The following is a 21238-nucleotide window of genomic DNA, read 5'->3' on the forward strand; positions in this document are numbered from 1 at the left end:
CCCCGAGGCGGCAAAGGCCGCGGTGCCGATGAGATCAAGGGTATAGAGCAGACTCATGGGACTCCCCCGCAAGTGACGATGGAGGCGATGTTAGTGCGGCGGCGCGGGGAAGGCAAGAGGGAAGTTGGCGGCGGTTTTTTCATGAGGCCGCGACAGAGTCCATGAATTTTCTTAACGATTTTGTCCCAAAAAATGATTAAAAGTATTACATTTGAAATCATTAGGACTGGATTTTGCACCGGTCATGCCCAGGACTTGAAAAATTTTAATCAGGGCGCCGGCGGAAGGGTTCAGGGAAGGATGTTTCCATTTGTTTTCAGGGTGTTGGCACGCCGGGCAAGGCGTCCGCGAAAATGCCGACATTTTGGCCAAATGGCCGGAATTTTGTCTGTCGGACCCGCTTGGTTGGATCGATGAAGGTTTATGGCAGTCGGCCGAGCGCGGCGGATGTCCGCGCAGCCGGCGGGAATTTCAACAATTTTGCGAACAGGAGTTCGTGAAGCGATCCTTCGGTCTGCAGTCATGGGTGGCCGATGGGACAACAACTCGAGGTGCCAGATGATGACGCCTGAACACAGCCGGAATTTTTCTTCTTATCTTCACGGATGGCTCGCGGTATTGGTTGCCGTGGCCCTTGTGGTGTCCGCGGCGCCAAGTTGGGCGGCGCTGCCCGACGTGCCGCCCGGCGGGGCGTACATCGAAGCCGAGGATTATGTGAGCATGGGAGCGCCCAGCCCCTGGGCCTGGGAGGTCCAGAGCAGCGTGACCGGTTTTCAGGGCAGCGGCTACCTCTACACGACCAGCGGCGGCACCGGCACCGTGCCGAACGGCTCCCGCGTCGATTTTCCCGTCAATTTTCTCGAAGCAGGCACCTATCAGATCTGGCTGCGCGCCCGCGACCAGGCCGGCGCCGGCGGCGGCGACTCGACCTTCTGGGGAATGGACGGCACTCCCCTGGGAGCGCTGACCCAGAACGGGGACAATCGCTGGGAGTGGACCACGCGTCTGCAAAGCGGCACCAACCGGGTGACCATCAACAGTCCCGGCGCGCATACCCTCAATCTCTGGCCGCGCGAAACCGGCCAGCATACCGATGCCATCTTCATCATCCGCACGGATCGCAGCCTGCCGGGCAACATCTCCGAGGGCAGCACCGCCGGCGTGCCTACCGGGCACACCGCGCTTGATTTTTCCGCGACCGGGCCTGGCGCGGGGTATGTCTTGATCCCCGATGGGCAGAAGGTCAACGGTTCCACCATCGATCTGGTGCTGAGCAAAAGTGACGGCAACGACCTGGTTTACGACACTGATCTGACCGGACTGACCTACCGCCCCCTGCTCAAGCAAAGCGATGGGTTCAACGGCTTCGCCATCGGTCCTAAATGGACTAAGACCGATGTCGGCGGCGACACCACGCCCGCGCCCTACATCGACAACAGCGGAGTGCTGCATCTGACCGGCAGCGGGCAAAACATCTGGAACCGCAGCGATTACTTCACCTATCTCTACCAGAGCGGCATCAGCGGCGATTTCAGCATCGACGTGCATGTGCGGCATCTCCAAAACACCGGGACCTACGCCAAGGCCGGCATCATGGTGCGTCAGAGTCTCGCCCTCAACAGCCAGCATGCCATGGCGCTGATGACCTACGGCGCCGGCGCTCGGTTCTACCGCCGCACCACGCCGGGGGGGGTCTCCGCGAATACCTCCACGTCCAACAGCGAAACTACCCCCGAGTGGGTGCGGATCACCCGCCAGGGAAACACCTTCCGGGCCTATTTTTCCAATGACGGCTCCTCCTGGGCCGAGATGGGCAGCGACACGGTGGTGATGAGCGACCCGGTGATCATCGGCCTGGCGGTGACCTCGGCCGACGCCAATCAGGACAACAAGGCGCAGTTCGACAACTTCATGTTCACCGACACGGTGATGGGGGCCGCGAGCGGCTGGACCGACATCGCCACGCCCTTCAATGCCGTCGGCGCCGGTTGGGGGGTCGACCCCAACACGGCGGAAGAGCGGAGCATGGCGATCCGCTCCGGCGGGAACCTGGCCGTCAACAGCTTCTCCTACACCTCCTGCGTCGACGCCACGCCCTCGAGCATCAGCATCCCGGCCGGCCAGACGGTTTCCGGCGGCTCGGTCAGCTTGCCGAGCCTGTTCGACACCACCGGCAATGTCGGCGGCTTCACCTATCAGATCAACGGCACGGCGGTGAACAATCCCTGGAACAGCAACGCCTTCGGCACCGGTTCGACGCAGGATGTGACCCTGACGGTCCGCGGCAGCGATCCGGACTGCGGCGGCTCGATCCATTCGGCCAGCCAGACGATCACCGTCGACAACACCTGCCAGGATTCGACCCCCTCGACCCTCACCATTGCCACCGGCCAGAGCACCGGCGGCCGTGCCGTCGATCTGAACACTCTGTTTACCAAAACCGGCGACGTGGGGTCGTTCACCTACCGGATCAACGGCGTCGCGGTCGCCAACCCCTGGGACAGCACCATCCTGGTGCCCGTGAACACGGACGGGACCCTGACCCTGACGGTGAGTGGCATCGACCCCAACAATGACTGTCCCGACAAGCCCGATATCGTCATCGAGGCGAGCAATCTGATCTATGTCGACAACCGCTGTACCGGCGTCAATCCCACGGTGCTCTTCGACGATAACCCCAAGTACGTGGCGGCCGGCAAGCAGGTGGGCTACACGGTCACGGTCGTCAACAACGACGGGCTGATCTGCGATCCCATGGACGTGACCCTGAGCCTGGTGGGCGACAGCAACCTCACCGACTTCAATCCATCGTCCTTGACCGGCGGCACGCAGAGCATTCCCGGGCGCGGATCGAAAACCTGGAATCTGATCGTCGGCGCCAAGAACGAGGTTCCCGAATGGCGGGAAAATTTCACGACGGTGCGCGCCACCATTGCCAACGACCCCAACGGCCACGATCACGCGGCGGTCGACGCGACCACCAAGAGCGTGGTGTTCCTGGTCTCGCCCATCACCCACAACAGCATTACCACCCGCTCGAGCAAGTGGGGCGGCAAATGGGGCACCAGCGAGGCGGGCAGCAAGTACGGTAATTTCGATTGCCTGACCTGCCATGAAAAGAATGCGCCCAACGTCAAGTGGATGCGCGAGACCATCACCACGCCCGACGGCAGCAACTGGGAATCAAGCGGCACCGACACGGTGACCGTGATCTTCAACGACGCCCGGGACGGCTCGGAGGACTGGGGCCGGGACGAGCCCGGCCGCACCAGCTCGACGCGCAGCTGCGAGGTTTGCCATTCCGCGACCCTCTATCATCGCTACGACACGACCGGCCAGGCGGAGCTGGCTCACTTCAACGATCGCGACTGCCTCGACTGCCACCGCCATGACGAGGGCTTTACCGCCGATTGCAGCAACTGCCACGGCAATCCGCCGATCAACGACACCCTCGGCGGTCCCTGGGGCCTGGCCAATCTGCCTGGGGCGACGGGTTCCACCACCGCCGGCACCCACTACAAGCATGTACTGGTGCTCAAGTATCCCTGCACCTACTGCCATGCCAACTATCGCGCGCCGGGAGAAATGCCGAAACTGCTCAACGGGCAGTACGACATCAATCACACCTTCAACGTTTTCGGGTCCCTGGAACCGGCCGCCACCGCCGGTCATTACGCCGGCCAGGATGGCGTATCCTACGAAGGTTTCATCGTGCCGCCCGGACAGGGGACCCTGTCCTGCGAGAACATCTACTGCCACGGCGGCACCGACAACATGGGCGGCGGCAATCCCCAATGGAACGGCAACATCTCCTGCGACTCCTGTCACGGCACCAGCGCCACCAACACCCCGCCGGGCTACAGCCACAGCACCCACGTCGGCAAGATGGGCATTGCCTGCACCGTGTGCCACGGCATGGGGGTCGGCAACACCACCCAGGACAATCCCGGCCTGGTCGGCTTTGACGGCGACACGGTCAGGGGGCATGTCAACGGCAGCGTCCATATTGATTTAAGTCTGCTCACCCAAGCGCCCTACAACAACAGCAACCCCACCTATCGCGGCCAGACGGTGTGGGATTCGGGGACGCTCGCGCCCAGCGCGACCTACGGCACCTGCAGCAACATCGCCTGTCATTACAACACCGAAACTCCGGTATGGAACAACGGGCCCGCGACCTGCGTCACCTGCCACAACAATACCGGCGACAACGGTGACACGGCGCAAGCCGGCTGGCAGGCGGGCACTCTCGGCATCAACAACGCCGCGCCCAACACCGGCAACCACGACGAGCACTGCGATCCCGCCGACGGCATCGCCACCGCCATGATCGGCGCCTTCGTCAACAAATGCGAAAGCTGTCACGGCGCCGGGGCCAACACCGGCGATCACGACGGCCACATCGATTTCACCACCGATTTCGCCGGCGGATTTGTCTACAACAGTGTTGACGGCAGTTGCGCCAACACCTGCCACAAGACCGACGCCACCTACAACTGGGGCTCCAGCGCCATGTTGCCCTGCCATTACTGTCACATGCCCCGCGAGGACGGCAGCGGCGGCGGCTATATCGGCCCCACCGTGGTCAATCCCGCGGGCGGCGGCTTCGATGGTCGCGACGGCGACGGCAACGGCACCTTCTGGACGGGCTTCGGCTCGCACCTCAAGCAAACCAAGGGAGACACCCTGGGCGGCGGCACCGACTGGAACGCCCAATGCCAGATCTGCCATCCCTATCACGAGGGGGGCATCAGGGTGCCCCTGCCGCCCGACAACTGGACGCCCCCCGCGGGGGTTTCCAGCCCGCTGGCCGGCACCAACGTGCAGGAAAAACTCGGCCTGCAGTATCCGGTCACCGGCGGGATTCACCTCAAGGCTTTCGGCGGGGCGGCCAGCGAGGCCGAAGTGTGCTGGAACTGCCACGGCACCGACGACACCATCAACGAGTGGGGCTTCAATACCGACACGGCGCCCGGTTTCCCCAACAGCCAGAACACCTGGAGCGGGCCGTCCCACAATTACGGCCATCTCTACAGCGATGCGGGGTGGACGACACTGACACCCTACTGGGTCGACACCAGCGGCAAGGGGATGTACCGCAAGGACTATTACCAGCATTCCACCCAGACCACGCCGAGTTACGTGCTGAGCCAACGCATCAGCTCGGTGCATTCGGTCAATTTCGAGTTGGGCCAGACCGAAGGGTCGAGCGTGGCGCTCAACATCAATGCCGACGGGACCGTCAAGCGCGACAATACCCAGACCCTGGAGACGCGCGACAAGATCCGCTGCACCTACTGCCACGACGTGCATGACCTGAACCGGGCCCTGGTCAACGATTTGACCCAGGAAAGCGCCTCGGGGCCCCCCTATCTGCGTGGGTCCTGGATGGGCAACCCCTACGGCCCGGATATGCCGCCCATCTCCGGCTACAGCTATCCGACAAGCGGCGGCTATCACAGTCGCGGCAACCGCTTCGCCTCGCTCAGCAGCGATAACAACAACCGCGGCAATATGGCTTTCAGCGAGGCGGTGCCGCGCCTGTTCGTCGACACCCAGCAGAACCAGGGCGGTTATTTCATCGACCAGAACAGCGGCTGGCCTACCGCCGGTCGCACCCTGGAGGATACGGCGGGGATCTGCATCCTGTGCCACGGCGACAACGTCGACAACCTGGATTATTACACGGGTGTCAGCATGTGGCGCACCAGTACGGTCAACGGGCACAGCAACGCCGTGCTCGGCGGCACGGGCGCCAATAAGCGCAACATTTTCGATGCGCGCCGCGGCAAGACCTCCAGCATGTGGATGGCCGCCCAGGAAGGGGTGAATATTCGTGAATACGGTAAAAATCCGCCGAGCGGCAGCATCCGTCCCAGGGAGGTCGGGCCGTTTCGTGCCAACTTTTATCAAGGCAGCGGCGGGAACAAGGCCGCCAAGGATCGCGCAGCGGGCTCCCCGCCGCGCAACACCGGCTGGTACGGCGGCACCGTGGGCGACACCAGCCGAGGAAGCCAGTACGGCACTTGGTACAGCGAATCGGGCATCGGGACGCACGGCGGATCCAGCGGGCGGGCGCACGATTTTACCTGCTCCAAGTGCCACAGCCCACATGCTTCAGGCCTCCCGGCGCTGCTCATCACCAACTGTCTGGATGCCAATGTGTCCAACTGGAGCGCCGCGGGGGGCCTGGCCGGCCCCAATCGGACCGGCCAGGCCCCCGACGTCGCCAACACCTGCCACCGCAAGGCGAGTACCACCACCGGCTGGCACCGACTGGCACCGGCGCAATAGCATGTTCCGCTCGAAAATCGGCCGTCCTTCGGAGAAACTCAGGCTGGTGGCCTCATGGAAGGAGAAATCTGTTGAAATACGTGCTTCTGCTGCTGACCTTTTTGTTTCCGGTCAGCGCCCAGGCCCTGAGCCTCGCGACGGACACCCACTGGCAGGGCAGCTTACGCTTCGACGCAGGGGTGCGGGTGGAAAAGGGCGCAACGCTGAGCGTCGCGCCGGGCACCCGGGTGGAATTTGCCGGCGGCGCCCTGGAGGTGTTCGGCAGCCTGCACGCACGGGGCGCGCGCTTCGAGGGCGAGGACTGGCAGGGCATTGTTCTGCGCGATGGTGAAAGTCGCATGGAAGACTGCGCGGTGCTCGGCGCCCGCACCGGTGTCCTGGTGCTCGGCGCCGATCCCGGCATCATCGGCAACCAGTTCACGGGCAACGAGATCGCCATCAAGGCGCAAGGCGCGGCGCGTCCCATCCTGGTCGGCAACCAGATCAGCGGCGGCGGCACCGGAGTGCTGCTCTCGCGCCGCTCCGACGCGCGTCTTCGCCACAACCGCATCACCGGCAACCGCATCGGCGTGCAGGTGGAGCATTCCTCCTACCCGGTGATCCGCGACAACGACCTGAGCGGCAACGCCATGGCCCTGGTCCTGAGCCGGCAGTCCTCGGCCTGGGAGAAAACCCGGGGCGCGGGCGGGCGCCGCCCGGTGGCCCTCACCGGCGCGGTGGACGCGAAAAACAACTGGTGGGGCGCTGCGGCCACCGAGGAACTGGAGCGCACCGCGGGGCGCGGCAACCCTTCCTTTATCCACGACGGCCGCGATGAACCCTTTTTCACGGACGAGGGCAAGACCTACCCTCTGGATATCGTGGAATTCGCGCCCTGGCGTGCGGCTCCCTTGACCCTGGGATCAGGGCAGGGCAGATGACGGGATAGGCCCCCCCTCTCTCGTTGGTTCCTACTGTCTCGTTGATTTTTTCTTCTTGTCAATTCGGGCGCGGATTGTGCATTAGCAAGTACAAATAAGAAAATTCTTTCGATCTTGGTTCTGCGTTTCGTTCTGATTCGCCCAAGCGCAAGGGGAGAGGCCCAGGTCAGAGGGGATTTCGGCGGTAGCTTCACTGTTTCGCGTTTTCACGGATCATCCGGTTTTATTGCGGCGTTTTCTGGTTCGTGCACGAGCATCTGGGAGCGATGGTATGCAGCGATGGTTTCGATATTGGGCTTTGGCCCTGGTGCTGGCCTTGGTGGGCGTGGCTTCGGCTCATGCCACGGCGGTGCATAATTTCGACTGCAAGAACTGCCACAAGATCGGCGTCAGTTTTACCGATCTGGGACAAGGCACCACAAACATCTGCTTGCAGTGTCACAAGGACGGCGCCTCCCTGACCCTGATGCTCGACAACACCCTCAGGGCGCCGGTCGGACTTTTTGCTCCCGGCGACGCCAGCAACGCCATGGGCAGCTATCCCAACGGCATGATGCCCGGCGCCCAGACCTCGCACATGTGGGCCGGCAAGGATGTCCATGCCGCCGCGGGCGCCAAGGCCCCGACCAACCGCGTGTTTTACGGCCGCTACGGCATTTCCACGGGCAAGCTGACCTGTCAGCGCTGTCATGATCCGCATAGCACCGACGCGACCAACACCAAGATCCTGCGTCTGGGGACCGGCAGCACCGAGGCCCTGTGCGTCGAATGCCATGCGACCTGGGCGGTCGGCAGCAGTGAACGCGGCCTGCTGTCCCATCCCATGGTCAGTGACTACGCGGCGGTGGCGGCGGCCTCGCCCGATGACTATCGCCCCGCCGATCAGGTTGAAGCCTGGCCCGGTGACATCCAATTGGTCAACGGCGGAGTGGGTTGCTCGTCCTGCCACGGAGTGCACTTTGCCGATTCCTCCTCGGATACGCCCGTCGCTTCCGGTCAGGCGGGAATGGGCGACGGCAAGCTGCTGCGCGCCGATGGCTCCAATGCCGCGGACAAATCGACGCTCTGCCAGGCCTGTCATACCTACAAACCCCACGGCAGCATCGAGGAAGAAGTCGGCTGCCTGGTCTGCCACAGCGGGCACAATTACAACGGCGGCGGCGCCGTCAATTATTTCGTGCTGCGCAACCAGGCGCAGACCGCGACCTATCCGGCGCCCCTGGGCACCAATCTGCGCTATACGACGCTGCCCAGCGTGCATGGCGGCACCTCCACCGTGGCCGCCCAGTGGGCCGGCACACCCGGCGCTGCCGATGGCTATTGCGAACGCTGCCACGGCGAGCTGACCAGCATGCCGCGCAGCGCCCGCACGCATCTGGAGGGCGAGAACTGCCTGGATTGCCACAGCCACAACGGCGCGGGCATGCCCTATTCCTTCGCCGCCAACTGCAACGACTGCCATGGCTTTCCGCCCGCCGATACCAGCCAAGGCGGGCCTGGCGGGTATGCCTATGTCGCCGATCCCCTGCGCGATTATTCCGCGCAAGGTTTCTACAAACCCGAAAACCTCACCCCGCACAGCTCGCATTCCGGGGCTTCCAGCGGCTACAGCTTCAGTTGCGGAGTCTGCCACAATGCCGACGATTTCGCCGGAACCCACAATCAGGGAACTTTCCAGGATGTGCTGTTGGCGGGCAATTCCTTCGCGCCCCTCACCTCGGGCAACGGCGTCCTCAATCCCACCTACAACCCGACGGGCTCCGGTTCTTGCAGCAACGTCTACTGCCACAGCAACGGCGGACGGCGCAACGCCTCGGGCAGCAAGGTCGCCGGCGATTTCGTCGCGGTGACGGTGTCCTGGGGCGGCGGCAAGGGTGCGATTACCGGCTGCACCGCCTGCCACGGCAACGACGCCGCCTCCATGAGCGGCAAGAACTCCGCCGCCCACCAGAAGCATCTGGCCAAATACGCCTGCAACGTCTGCCATGCGGCGACCGCCGGCGGGCCCACCGCCTTGATCAGCGGAGCCAAGGGCGGCACCCATGTCAACGGCGTGGCGGATATCTCCTTCGCCGAAGGCTACAACCTGGGCGGCGCGACCCTGGGAGCCGGCACCTACAACCAGGCCAACGGCACCTGCGCGGTGTACTGTCACTCCGACGGCAAAAGCAATCTCGCCACCCCGGATTGGGATGACCTCGCCAGCGGCGCCTGCGGCAGCTGCCATGCCGTCGACGGCACCAGCCTCAGCGGCAGCCATGCCGTGCATGTCAGTCCCTCGGGCGCCAATATCGGCTGCGCGTCCTGCCACGGGGCGGGTGCAGGGGGCGGAACCCATGCCGGACACGTCAACGGCGCGGTGACCCTGCTCGCCGGTGTGTGCACCAGCTGCCACGCGGTCAACGCAGGCCAGCCCGAGCCCGCCTGGGGCAATGCCGCCAGCGCCGATTGCGTGACCTGCCACGCGGGTGCCACCACGACCTCCTACACCGACAACAGCAGCGTCGTGCGCCAGGCCGCGGCCAAGACCGCCTACCATGCCAGCGGTCACGGCAAGACCGGTGTCGAGCAGGGCTGCACGGTTTGCCATGCGACCGGTTTTGACGCCGCGCACATGGGCGCCGGAGCGACCACCCGGCTCAAGCCGGTCGAAGGGCAAAGCTACACCGCCGAAGATCCCAACGCCTTCTGCGGCGCCTGCCACAGTTTTGCCGCCAACGCGCACTTCACGACAGGGGACGGTCATGCCAGCACCGATGCCGGCCGCTGCAACGTCTGCCACGATCCCCACGGGGTGGCCGGCTACGACGCCATGGTGCGCGATGAGATCGACGGCAACGCAGTGGCGGCATTCGCCGACAGAACGGCCAGATCGAGCTACGCCAACAGCAATTTCGACGGCGTCTGCCAGGTCTGCCACGTCAGCGGCGAGGTCAACCATTTCAACCGCGCCGCCAACAACACCCTCCATGGCGGCAGCCAGGTGTGCCTCGACTGCCATTCACACACGGCGGAAACGGCCTTCGAAGTGACCTGCTACGGCTGCCATGGCGGCGGGTACACCGGCACGACAAGCGGCCGCAAGAACTTCTGGCCCGACGGCGTACGCGCGCACGGCGCCAACGACGCCGGCGCCCATCAGACCCACGTGCTCAAGATCGCCGAGCGTCTCGATCCTTCCTGGACCAGCATCAACGCCCTGCTCAACGGCGTGAGCGACGCCCAGCAGAAGCAGCTGTGCGAGTACTGTCACGCCGCGGTCGCGAACGACGACGATCACATCACCAATTCGCGAGCCGAGGTGTTCTCCACCGTCGTCGGCGGGGTTAGCCGGCGCTTCGCCAAGAAGCTCTGGGACGGCTCGGACGATGCACTCGCTTCCTTCAATCCGGCGAACAACACCTGCGCCAATATGGCCTGCCACAACGGCAAAACCACGCCCGTGGCCTATTCCTGGTATGCCGGAGCGCAGAGCCGCTGCGAGATGTGTCACATCACCGATCTGCCGACGGCCGATGCGACCCACGCGGCGCACCTGTACAACACCATCTATTACAATGCCGGCCGCATCACCTGCGCCGATTGCCACACGGGCACCAGCGCCGACAGCTGGAGCGCCAACCAGGCGCCCGCGGCCGGGCATATCGACGGCACCTTCAGCATCGCCGGCAGCCGCAACCTCAGCTACACGGGAACCTATCCCAGCACCAAGGGCGGCTGCGGCACCAACAGCTGCCACAACGACGGCAAGGGCGGCGCGCCCTATGAAAGCGTGACTTGGGGTACGTCCAACACCCAAGGCTGTGCCTCTTGCCACACCAACAGCGCCGAGGGCCATCTGTCGCACTTCCTGGCCAACAACGTGATTGTCGCCGCCGGTTTCCTTAGCGATTGCTCGAAGTGCCATCTTGCCTGGCAGTCCCCGGCGCACTTCAACGGCAGCGTCAGCCTACGGCCGGAGATGAACTACTCGGGCAACGTCGAGGTCGGCGTGGCCGACACCAGCGGCACCTGCACCACCACCGTCTGTCATCAGGACGGACGCGGCAACGCGGTCCAGACGCCGGCCTGGGATCGCGCGCCGGTCAGCGGCGACGAATGCTATCTGTGCCATTCGAACCGCCCGGCTACCGGCTCTCACGCCACCCACGTGCAGACCGTCGCCACGGCCTACACCACGGCCAAGGCCAACAACTCCAGCGCGGCGGAGTACGATTTCAACTGCGCCAACTGCCACGGCGCGACCCTGGCCAACCATATGAACGGCAACCGGACCCTGGTGGATCAGGGCTGGAACGGCACGTCCTGCACCGCCAGCTACTGCCACTCGGACGGCAAGTACAACGATCTGACCTACGCCGCCTCGCCCGCCTGGAACGGCGGCACCTTCAGCGGTGATCGCTGCGCGGGTTGCCACAAGAACTCGCCGGACACCAACGCCCATCACGAGCACGAGGTCGGGTTCCACTTCGACGCCGTCTACTCGGGTACGACGGGCTTTCTGCCGGTGCGCGACAGCGACCCGGTGCCGGGGGGGCTGACCTATGGCAACAAGGATGAGATTCGCGGCCACGGCGGGCGCCTGGCCGACGGGGTGACCTCGACCTCCACGGTCCTGACCTGCCATGTCTGCCACAACGCGACCGTCACCGTCTGGCACAACGACAAGAACACCAAGTGCGCCAGCTGTCATGACACAGGCGCGGCGCCGCCCCAGGGCGAAATGGTGATCGCCGACAAGAGCAAGCACGTCGACGGCAACCGTGATGTGCGGTTCTTCAATCAGAAGGTCAGAAGCAAGGCGCAGCTGCGCGACATCGTGCCCGATCTGCCTGGGCCCAATCCCGATTGGACGGAGATTCCCGAGCTGCAGCAGAGCTGGGTGCGCGTCAACGGTTACAAGGCCGCCGACGGCTCGAGCTACGACGAGTCGCCCGACACTCTGTACAACACCGGGATCTTCGACAACGGCGCTGGCGAGATCGGCGGGACTCCCGCCAATCCGACCTGCTTGGTGTCCTGCCACCTGACCAACAAGTTCCTGTCGGACAACAATCTCGACAAGGATCCGGTCGGCTGGTCGAGCGGCACGCGCAGTTGCATCGACTGCCATACCCGCCTGCCCAAATAGGCGAGATGCCGCCCGCGTCAAATGCGCGGCCGACGCGTCAATTTTTTGTTCGGCGATAAGGACGCGAGGGTTGCAGCCTTAAATGCGAGGGCATTGCGCAACAGCTTGAAAGGGCGAGGGAATGTTTTAGCTCTTGCGGTTCGGGACTGGCCTGGACTTTGCAAAACAAGCTCTAGATTTTCACAAGGCATCCGAACCCCGGCTTCAGGAAGCGCGACCGGGGTTCGGGTCATCGGTACGGCATGCCGCCGCCATGCCGTGCGATGCTGACAAAAGGTCGCGGATAAAAGAAGGATAGGTTTTCAGCAGAAAGGGAACTTTGGTTTCACGTCGTTCACCGCGGATCGGCCGTGCCGAAGTTTTTTTTGTGCGCCACCCAGAGGATCAGGTTCAGGAAAACGGTTGAAACCGGCCTTGAATACCCCTGCTGGAGTGACCACCACGTCGCTTGGGCAATAAAGAAGTTTTATTTTTTCAAGGGGTAGGATGGGTATGAACCGGATGCGCGCCATTTTTGGGGTGGATTCTCGCCGGTATGCGGCGGTTTCCCTGTTGTTGTTCGGGATTCTGGTATTTTCGGCGGGGATCGCCTCGGCGGCGACCAACCTGGCCGTTCCCACCGGGCAGCTGGTCAACGGCAGTCCCCTGACCCTGGTCAAGGGGGCCGCGGCTTCGTCCTCGCAGATCGGCTTCACCACCGACGAAACCGACGGCAATCTCCACTGGCGGGTCCTCGGCGCGCAAAGTGACGGTTTCAACACGGAGGGAACCCCGGCCGCCAAGTGGTCGACCACGCATATCGGCGGCTCGGTGCCCTCGGCGGCGCCCTCGGTGGCCCTGTCCGGCGCCAACGGCAACGGCGTCCTCACCGTTCGCGGTCGCGGCACCGATATCCGCACGGCCAACACCAACGGCGACTCCTTCACCTATTTCTACCAGACCGGGGTCAACGGCGATTTCACCATCGACGTCAAGGTCAACGGCCTGAGCGGCACCAACCTCAGCACCTCGGCAAAAGCCGGGATCATGGCCCGCCAGAGCCTCGCCACCACCAGCCGCCACGCCTCCATCGTCATAACACCCTCCAGCGGCATCATGTTCATCCGCCGCACCACCGACGGCGGCACCGCCACCGTCACCCCGGTCACCGGGCAGGCGGCCCCCAGATGGCTGCGCCTCAAGCGCGCGGGCAACACGTTTTCCGCCTGGTATTCGACGACCGAAACGCCCACCTGGATCCAGGTCGGCGCCAACGTCAACATCACCATGAGCAATCTCAACGTCGGTCTGGCCGTCACCTCGCGCTCCACCAGCAACGACCTCGTCGCGACCTTCGACAATTTCATGTTTCGCCCCAATCTCTCGAGCATGAGCGAAACCTGGAGCGCCTTCACCAGCCCGACCATCACCGCGACCAACTGGACCAGCGGCAATTACGTGCTGGCCATGCGCGCGGCCACGCTTTCGACCGCCGTGCCCAACACCAACATCGTCATGGTGCCCTTTCAGTATCTCAATTGTTCTGACAATACGCCCTCGACCATCAGCATTCCGGCCGGACAGACGGTCAGCGGTTCGACCGTGAGCCTCACGGGGCTGTTCGAACATACCGGCAACGTCGGTTCGTTCACCTACAAGATCAACGGCGCCACGGTCAAGAGCCCCTGGAACAGCTCCTCGCGCGGCACCGTGACGCCCGAGGACGTGAGTCTGCAGGTCAGCGGCATCGATCCCGATTGCGGCCTGACCATCAGCGCCACCCAGACCCTCACCGTCGACAACACCTGCACCGATCCGACCCCCTCGACCCTCACCATCCGCACCGGGCAGAGCGTGACCGGCACCAGCGTCGACCTGACGGCGCTGTTCAGCAAGACCGGCAACGTGGCGATCGACCGCATCAGCATCGAGGGGGTCGCCATTCCCTCCAACCAGTGGACCAGCTGGAACAGTTCGTCCTACGGCACGGGGCTGGAGCCCGATTCGGTCAACCTGGAAGTCTCCGGATGGGATAATGACTGTTTTCCCCAGCACATCATCGCCAACAACTACATCGAGGTGGACAACACCGAAACCTACAATCCGCCATCGATCATATTCGCGCGCCCGACCTACTACGTCGCTTCCGGCGCGCAAATCGACATTCCCTTCACCCTGGCGAGCCACGACGGCTACAACAACAACGTCACCACCGACTACACCCTCGCCATCCAGTCGGAAAGCAACGGCACCGAGTTCGCGCCCTCGGTGATTCAGGGGCCCACGGTGTTCACCCTCGGCGGCGGGCAATCCGTCACGTCCAAGATCCGCGTGACCGCGCTTGCCGGCATGCCCGAGTGGAAGAGCAACGTCATCACCCTGCAGGTCACTTCCAGCAATCCGGGTGCGCACGGCACGGTGGCGGTCCCGGTGCAGGCGGTGATCTTTCTGGTCTCGCCCATCACCCACAACAGCGTCACCACCAACTCCTCCAAATGGGGGGGGAGCTGGGGCACCAGCCAGACCCAGGCCAACAGCGGCATCGATTCGAAATACGGCAACTTCGACTGCCTGATCTGCCATGAAAAAAATTCGCCCAACGTCAAATGGATGAAGCAGGTCATCTCCACGCCCGACGGCAGCAACTGGGAGGGCAGCGGTCTCAAGGATCTGCCCATCACCTTCAGGGACGCCCGCGACGGCTCCGACGACTGGGGCAATGATGATCCCGACGGAAACGGTTCCGGTCGCGTCGGCAGTGCACGCGCCTGCGAGGTGTGTCATTCGGCGACTCAATATCACCGCTACGACACCACGGGCCAGCCCACTTTGCAGCACTTCAACGACCGTGACTGCACCGATTGCCATCGCCACGAGGTCGGCTTTACCGCCGCCTGCGACTATTGTCACGGCAATCCGCCCATCGACGATTCCCGCCAGCTCAATGCCGCGTCCGTCGCCACCGGCCTGGCCTTCACCCCCACCACAACGGGCTCGCTGACCCCGGGTACCCATTACAAGCACGTCAACGTGCTCCAATACGAGTGCTACTACTGCCACCATGGCTATCGCGAGCCGGGCAAGATGCCCGACGGCGTCATTTCCCTGAGCTTCGATGTCTTCAATCTTCCCGATGAGGTGGCGCGGCAAGGCCATTACACCGGGCAACTGGGCGTGACCTACGAGAAGGAAGACGTGAATCATGCCTTCATTCAGTACCAGGGCGACGGCAGCCTGACCTGCCAGAACATCTACTGCCACGGCGCCACCCTGGGAGGCTCCGACGCCCAATGGAACAGCAACCTGACCTGCGCCTCCTGTCACGGCACCAGTGCCGCGGTGCCTCCGCCGGGGCTCAGCCACGCCACCCATGTCGGCCGGGGCATGACCTGCAACGAGTGCCACGGCAATCAATACGGCCATCTCGGCCATGTCAACGGCAAGGTGCGCGTCGATATCAGCGAACTGGTCGTCAATCACGCCAAGGGCGGCACGCCCAGCTATCGCGGCGTCGTCACCTGGGATTCGCCGGGCCTGCCGCCCAACAGCAGCTACGGCACCTGCAGCAACATCAACTGCCATTTCGGGCGCGAAACGCCGCCCTGGAACAACAACGAACAGCCCGCCACCTGCACCACCTGCCACAACAACGGCACCGACAACGGCGCCCTGGTGAATTCCGCGCCGAATACCGGCGCCCATGAAAAGCACTGCAACCCGGCGCCGGGCATCGACACTCTCATGGTCGAGGGCTTTATCAACCATTGCGAGAGCTGCCACGGCGCCGGGGCCAATACCGGCACCCACATCGGGCATATCAGCGTGGCCGGGGCCGCCAACGAACCCAATTTCCCCCAGGGCATGACATACAACCGCGACAACGGCAGCTGCGCCAACTACTGCCACTACGCCGACGCCGGACCCAACAACTGGTTCTCCAGCGCCCATCTGCCCTGCCATTACTGCCACATGCCGCGCTCCGACGGCGGCTCCTACATCGGTCCGACGGTGGTGTTCCCCAGCGGCAACGACGCGCCCGACGCCGCGGCCAACCCCTACGGCTCGCACCTTAAGGCGGCGAAGACCGAGACCTTTAACGCCGGCACCAACTGGGACGCCCAGTGCAAGATGTGCCATCCCTACCATCAGGGCGGGGTCGAGGTGCCCCTGCCGCCGGAGAACTGGACCGCCGCCACCGGCACCAGCAGCCCGGTCATGGGCAGCAACATGCAGGAGCGCCTCGGCATTCAGTACGCCGTGACCGGCGGCATTCATCTCGGCGGCACGGCGACCGGCAGCTCCGCGACGGAAGCCGACATGTGCTGGAACTGTCACGGCACCGACGACAGCATCAACGAGTGGGGCTACAACGCCGATACCAACGGCAGCGGCTTCCCCGCCACCATCATCCCCGACGTCAACGGACAATCGGTCGGCTCGCACAACTACGGCTGGGTCTACACCGACGCCGCCTGGACGACCCTCGCCAAGGGATGGGTGACCGCCGCCGGCAAGGGGATGTACCGCAAGGACGGCTACCAGCACGATGCAGGCAACAATCGCGCCTTGTCGCGGCGGATCTCTTCCGTCCATTCGGTCAATTTCGACCTGACCGCGGCTCAGGGCTCGAGCGTGGCCAATAATATCGACGGCGGCGGAGCCGTGATTCGCTCGGACAGCCAGATCCTCGAGACCCCGGCGCAGATCCGGTGCAGTTATTGCCACGACGTGCACGACCTGAATCGTGCCCTGGACGCCGACGGCAATCAGGAAATCGCCACCGGCCGGCCGTTCCTGCGCGGCACCTGGATGGGCAATCCCTACGCGCCCGACATGCCGCCCTTGGCCGGCTACTCCTATCCGACCACCGGAAGTGCCTATTCGGGCATGGATCACGGCCAGCGCTTCCATAGCAATGATAACGGTACGATCAGAAGCTTTGGCGCCGCCGTGCCGCGCCTCTGGCCCAACGCCCCGCTGCAGAACAAGGGTGGCTACTTCATCGACCAGAACAGCAACCGGCCGACCGACGGCCGCACCCTGGCGGAAACGGGCGGCATCTGCGTGCTCTGCCACGGCAGCAACGTGGACGCCATGGACTATTACACCGGCTCCAGCATGTGGCGCACCGGCATGGTCAACGGCCACAGCAATTCCACCCTGGGCGGCACCGGCGCCAATAGGCGCAACATCTTCGACGCCAAGCGCGGCGCGGCAAGCTGGGGTCTGATGGCCAATCAGGATGGGGTAAACTACAACAAATACGGCAACGCCAGCGGCGCCAAGAGCAATGCCCCCTGGCGGACCGCATTCAACAACCAGCCCGCCGACGGCAATGCTGCCGCATCCCCACCGCGCAACACCGGCTGGTATGGCGGCATCATCGGCAGCACGGACCGGGGCGGGCAGTACGGCGCCTGGTACAACGGCACGACCACGGCGACCACCATGGCGGCCGTCGGCACCGACGGCACGACCACTCTGGCGCACAACTTCACCTGCTCCAAGTGCCATACGCCGCACGCCGCGGGCCTGCCGGCGCTGCTCATTACCAACTGTCTGGACCTCAACGTCGCCAAATGGACGCAGACTGCCAACAACTCGGTAGTTCTCGGGCCGTCGGCGACCAACGCCTGGGCCATTCGCGCACGCAACACCTGCCATGAAAAAACCAGTGTCACGACCGGCTGGCACCGCTTGGCGCCCGGCCAGTAAAAGAACAGCGCGGGTCAGGAGAAATCCTGACCCGCGCTGTGTTGAAAATCAGGCCTTATCTTGAAGTGATTCGCAGGTGCCCCCACGGGGGCCAACATCTTCGCCCTGCTGACCCTTATCCCCCGATCTCGTCCAGTTTCTCCACCCGAATATCATCCACCTTCACCGGCGCGCGATCCGGCGTCCCCTCGCGAAACAGCACCAGATGGATCATCCGGGTTTCGGGGCCGGTGGTGAAGGTGAAGCCGTGCTCCTGCCAGTCGTGGCTCCCGGTCAGGCGCAGGCCGGGATGGTCGCCGGTGCGGTGTTTTTCGTCGAGGGATTGGGGATACTGCTCGCCGATCCAGAGAAACCTGTCGTATTCGAGAATCCCCAGCCCGGCGCTCGCGCCCTCGGGCAAGTCGGCCTTGAGGCGAAAGCTGATCCGGTAGCTGGTGGACGGCTCGACGGCCAGGGGCGAAAAGAACCCCGCCGAGTCGATACCGCGGATGCCGCGAAAACTCCAGGCGCGGTCGCCGGTGGCCGGGTCGCGTAGCGTCGGCCCCGAGGTCTTGACCAAATGTTCGATGTAGGTGTTCCAGAAGGGCAGGGCGACCTCATCGTCGTTTTCCGGTCGGTAATCGCCCAGGCGCGGAAAGAGCGAGAGGCGCGGCACCCCGTCGAAACTTTCGTGGAGCGGCGGGGTGGGGGGCGCGACTTCGGGCTGTGGGGCCGGCGGTGGCGGGGGGGCGGATTCCTGTCCCTGGCAGGCGGCCAGGGTCGCGAGCAGGGCGGCGGCCAGCAGCAGGGGTTTAGTCATCGCTGGGCTCCGGGGACGGATTGCGCGCCGCGCTGAGCATGTCGTCGATCAAGGCGGGAACCTCGGCATGATAGACGTGCGACCAGGGCAGCTCGCGCAAGGGGCTCAGCAATGCCTCGGCCTTGGCGGCTTCGCCGAGCTGCAAATACAGGTCGGCCTGATGCATGGCGATGAAGGGATTGAGGGGAAAAACCGCTTGAGCCTTTTCGAGCAGCCGCAGGGCGGCGGGCAGATTCCCGTCCACCAGGGCGATTTCCACCAGGCCGAGGTAGGCGGCGCCGTAGCCGGGATCGCGCTCCACCGCTTCGTCGAGGGCGATAAGCGCCTTGTCGAGCTGACGGGAAAAAAGATGCACCTGGAACAGATCGTAGATCACGGTTGGATCCTCCGGGGCCAGATGCGCGGCTTCGCGATACAGTTCGAGCTTTTTCGATTCGCTGAACATGTCGGCGGCATAGAGGGCCTCGGCGCGTAGCTCCCAGGACCGGGGCATGCTCTGGTCGAGCAGGGCCGGGTTTTGCAGGATCTGTCCCAGATTGCTGAGGACAAAGCGCGTATCGAGGGACAGGTCGCCCTCCAGGGTCGACCAGGAGAGGGTCGTGGCCAGCGGCTGCCAGCCGCCGGCGCGCAGACTATTCGCGGTCTGATGGATGAGGTCGTAAAGGGGGGTGCGAATTTCGTTGTCGTAGAGCCCGCGGAAAAAGCTCAGGTCGATGTGCAGGACGAGAGGTTCATCGATGCGCGGCAATTGGGCGTAATGGATGGCGGAAAAGGGAATGCCGCGCACCAGGCCGGAATAGGTGCCGTTCTCGAGAGTGATCTGTTGGGATTCCTCCGGGGTGAGAAATCCCGTTTCAATGGTCTGCTGACGAAAGCGCTCGAGTTCCAGTTGCTCGGCGCCGACCTTGGACGGAAAAACCCAATAAATTTTGGAGAAAAAATCAGCGGAGAGGGCCGCGCTGACCGTCTGGGACGACAAGATGAGGGGCTCGGGCCGCAGAATGCTGCCGTGCCGGTCCAGATCCTGGGCGTCGCCCTGGGCGGCGATCATGCGGGCGCGCTCCCTGAGCTCCTCGGGGATGGGGCGCAGAAGCGGGTCATGGCTCAACAGCACCAGGGCCGGTTTCTGTTGAGCGAATTTCGCCCAGGTCGGCAAGGCGCCGGGGGGTAGCTCGACCATGACCGGCTCCGTCGGCGCCCATGGCTGACGCGCGACCGCGGGCTGCTGCGCTTGGGGAGCGGTTTGGGAGGGCGCCGCCGCCTGCTCCTTACGCTCACAGCCGCCAAGGAAGAGAAGAAACAGGCAAAACAGAAAAAGTGAGCCGCGCATGAATTACCCCCTGTTCAGGAAATTAGAAAAACATTATAAATAAGTGATTTAAATTTTGCCAGCCTAAAAGCCTGAGAAAATTGCCTGCTCCTGGGAGTCCCATGAAGCTTTTCGACCTGCTCACCTCCGTGCGTCTCACCCTGTTTCTGCTGCTCGGGCTGGCCCTGGCGGCGGTGTTCGGTACGTTCAACCTACCGGAGCCGGGGCGCTACGAGGTTTATTTTCAAAGTCCCTGGTTTCGCCTGGCCCTGGGGCTGCTGGCGCTCAACATGGCGGCCTGCACCCTCAAGACCATCCGCCGCAACCGCAATGAGCGTCAGGTGTTTTACGAGCGGCTGGCGGCGGGCGGCGCGGCTCGGGAGCAGGCCCTGGGCGCTGGGCTGGAGGTCGAAGGGCTGGAAAAAGCCCTGCGCGGGGCGGGCTATCGTCTGCACCGCCGCGGTGAGGAACTGCTCGCCGAGAAGGGCCGCGCCGGGCGCTGGGGCTCGACGCTGGTGCACCTGTCGGTGCTGGCGATCATGGCCGGCGCCCTGGGCACCAGTCTCGGCTTCGTCGGCACCCTCAACATCTACGTCGATCATGCCTCCGACACCATCCTCGACTGGAAGACCCAGGCGGATCGCGAGCTTGGTTTCACCTTTCGCCTCGATGAGTTCGAGGCGCTCTATCATCCCATCGACCTGCAAATCACCGCCTACGAACCCGACACGCGCCGCGAGCTGCGTACCTGGACCACCCGCGAGGGCGAATTCATCGAGTTCGCCGAGCGCGGGCTGGGCGCTCGGGTGCTCAGTTTCGATCCCCACCTGGCCATTCTCACCCTGGAACTCTTTCGTGGCGCCCAATCCCTTGGCGAGTACCGCGCCTCGGCAGGCGTCAAGACCTTCCGCGAAGGCGTGGACGCGGGCGTGGTGTTCATGCCCACCGCCTTTCGCGAACCGAACCTGCGCCAGACCCGCAGCCAGGTGACGCTGCTGGAGGAAGGCCGGGTGGCGGCCCAGGGCGAAATTTCCATCAACCATCCCCTGGTGCACAACGGCATCGCCATCTACCAGACCGCCTTCGACCGC

At 64.0% G+C, this 21238-nt stretch carries 7 protein-coding genes; 5 read left to right on the forward strand and 2 right to left on the reverse strand.

Features of this window, described 5'->3' with window-relative positions; translation table 11 throughout:
- Positions 1-627 precede the first annotated feature (627 nt).
- The 4 genes from QAT43_RS07005 (at position 628) to QAT43_RS07020 (ending at position 18039) form a co-directional block, all read left to right on the forward strand.
- Positions 628-6294, forward strand: a complete 5667-nt coding sequence (locus tag QAT43_RS07005; RefSeq protein ID WP_305042336.1) for a CxxxxCH/CxxCH domain c-type cytochrome — start codon at positions 628-630, stop codon at positions 6292-6294.
- Positions 6295-6374: 80 nt separating this feature from the next.
- The gene (locus QAT43_RS07010; protein ID WP_305042342.1) at positions 6375-7214 is read left to right on the forward strand and encodes a right-handed parallel beta-helix repeat-containing protein; all 840 of its coding nucleotides are present in this window, start codon (positions 6375-6377) and stop codon (positions 7212-7214) included.
- Positions 7215-7485: 271 nt separating this feature from the next.
- On the forward strand, positions 7486-12345 hold the full coding sequence (locus QAT43_RS07015; RefSeq protein WP_305042337.1) for a CxxxxCH/CxxCH domain c-type cytochrome: 4860 nt from the start codon (positions 7486-7488) through the stop codon (positions 12343-12345).
- 492 nt (positions 12346-12837) lie between these two features.
- A complete protein-coding gene (locus QAT43_RS07020; RefSeq protein WP_305042338.1) occupies positions 12838-18039 on the forward strand; it encodes a CxxxxCH/CxxCH domain c-type cytochrome in 5202 nt (1733 codons plus the stop codon).
- Between the two features lie 115 nt (positions 18040-18154).
- On the opposite strand, the gene QAT43_RS07025 is transcribed toward QAT43_RS07020, so the two are convergent.
- Both QAT43_RS07025 and QAT43_RS07030 read right to left on the reverse strand, forming a co-directional pair.
- Positions 18155-18838 carry a hypothetical protein gene (locus QAT43_RS07025; RefSeq protein WP_305042339.1) on the reverse strand — a complete coding sequence of 228 codons (684 nt, stop codon included), beginning with the start codon at positions 18836-18838 and terminating at the stop codon, positions 18155-18157.
- Positions 18831-20168: a tetratricopeptide repeat protein gene (locus QAT43_RS07030; protein ID WP_305042340.1), complete on the reverse strand. Its 1338-nt coding sequence runs from the start codon at positions 20166-20168 to the stop codon at positions 18831-18833. Before QAT43_RS07030 ends, QAT43_RS07025 begins: the two co-directional genes overlap by 8 nt.
- Positions 20169-20269: 101 nt before the next feature.
- Between QAT43_RS07030 and QAT43_RS07035 the strand changes: the two genes are divergently transcribed.
- Positions 20270-21238, forward strand: a 969-nt coding sequence (locus tag QAT43_RS07035) for a cytochrome c biogenesis protein ResB (RefSeq protein ID WP_305042341.1), incomplete at its 3' end; no start/stop codon positions are given.

Origin of the sequence: Geoalkalibacter sp. (assembly GCF_030604225.1) — a bacterium.
Classification (GTDB): Bacteria; Desulfobacterota; Desulfuromonadia; order Desulfuromonadales; family Geoalkalibacteraceae; genus Geoalkalibacter.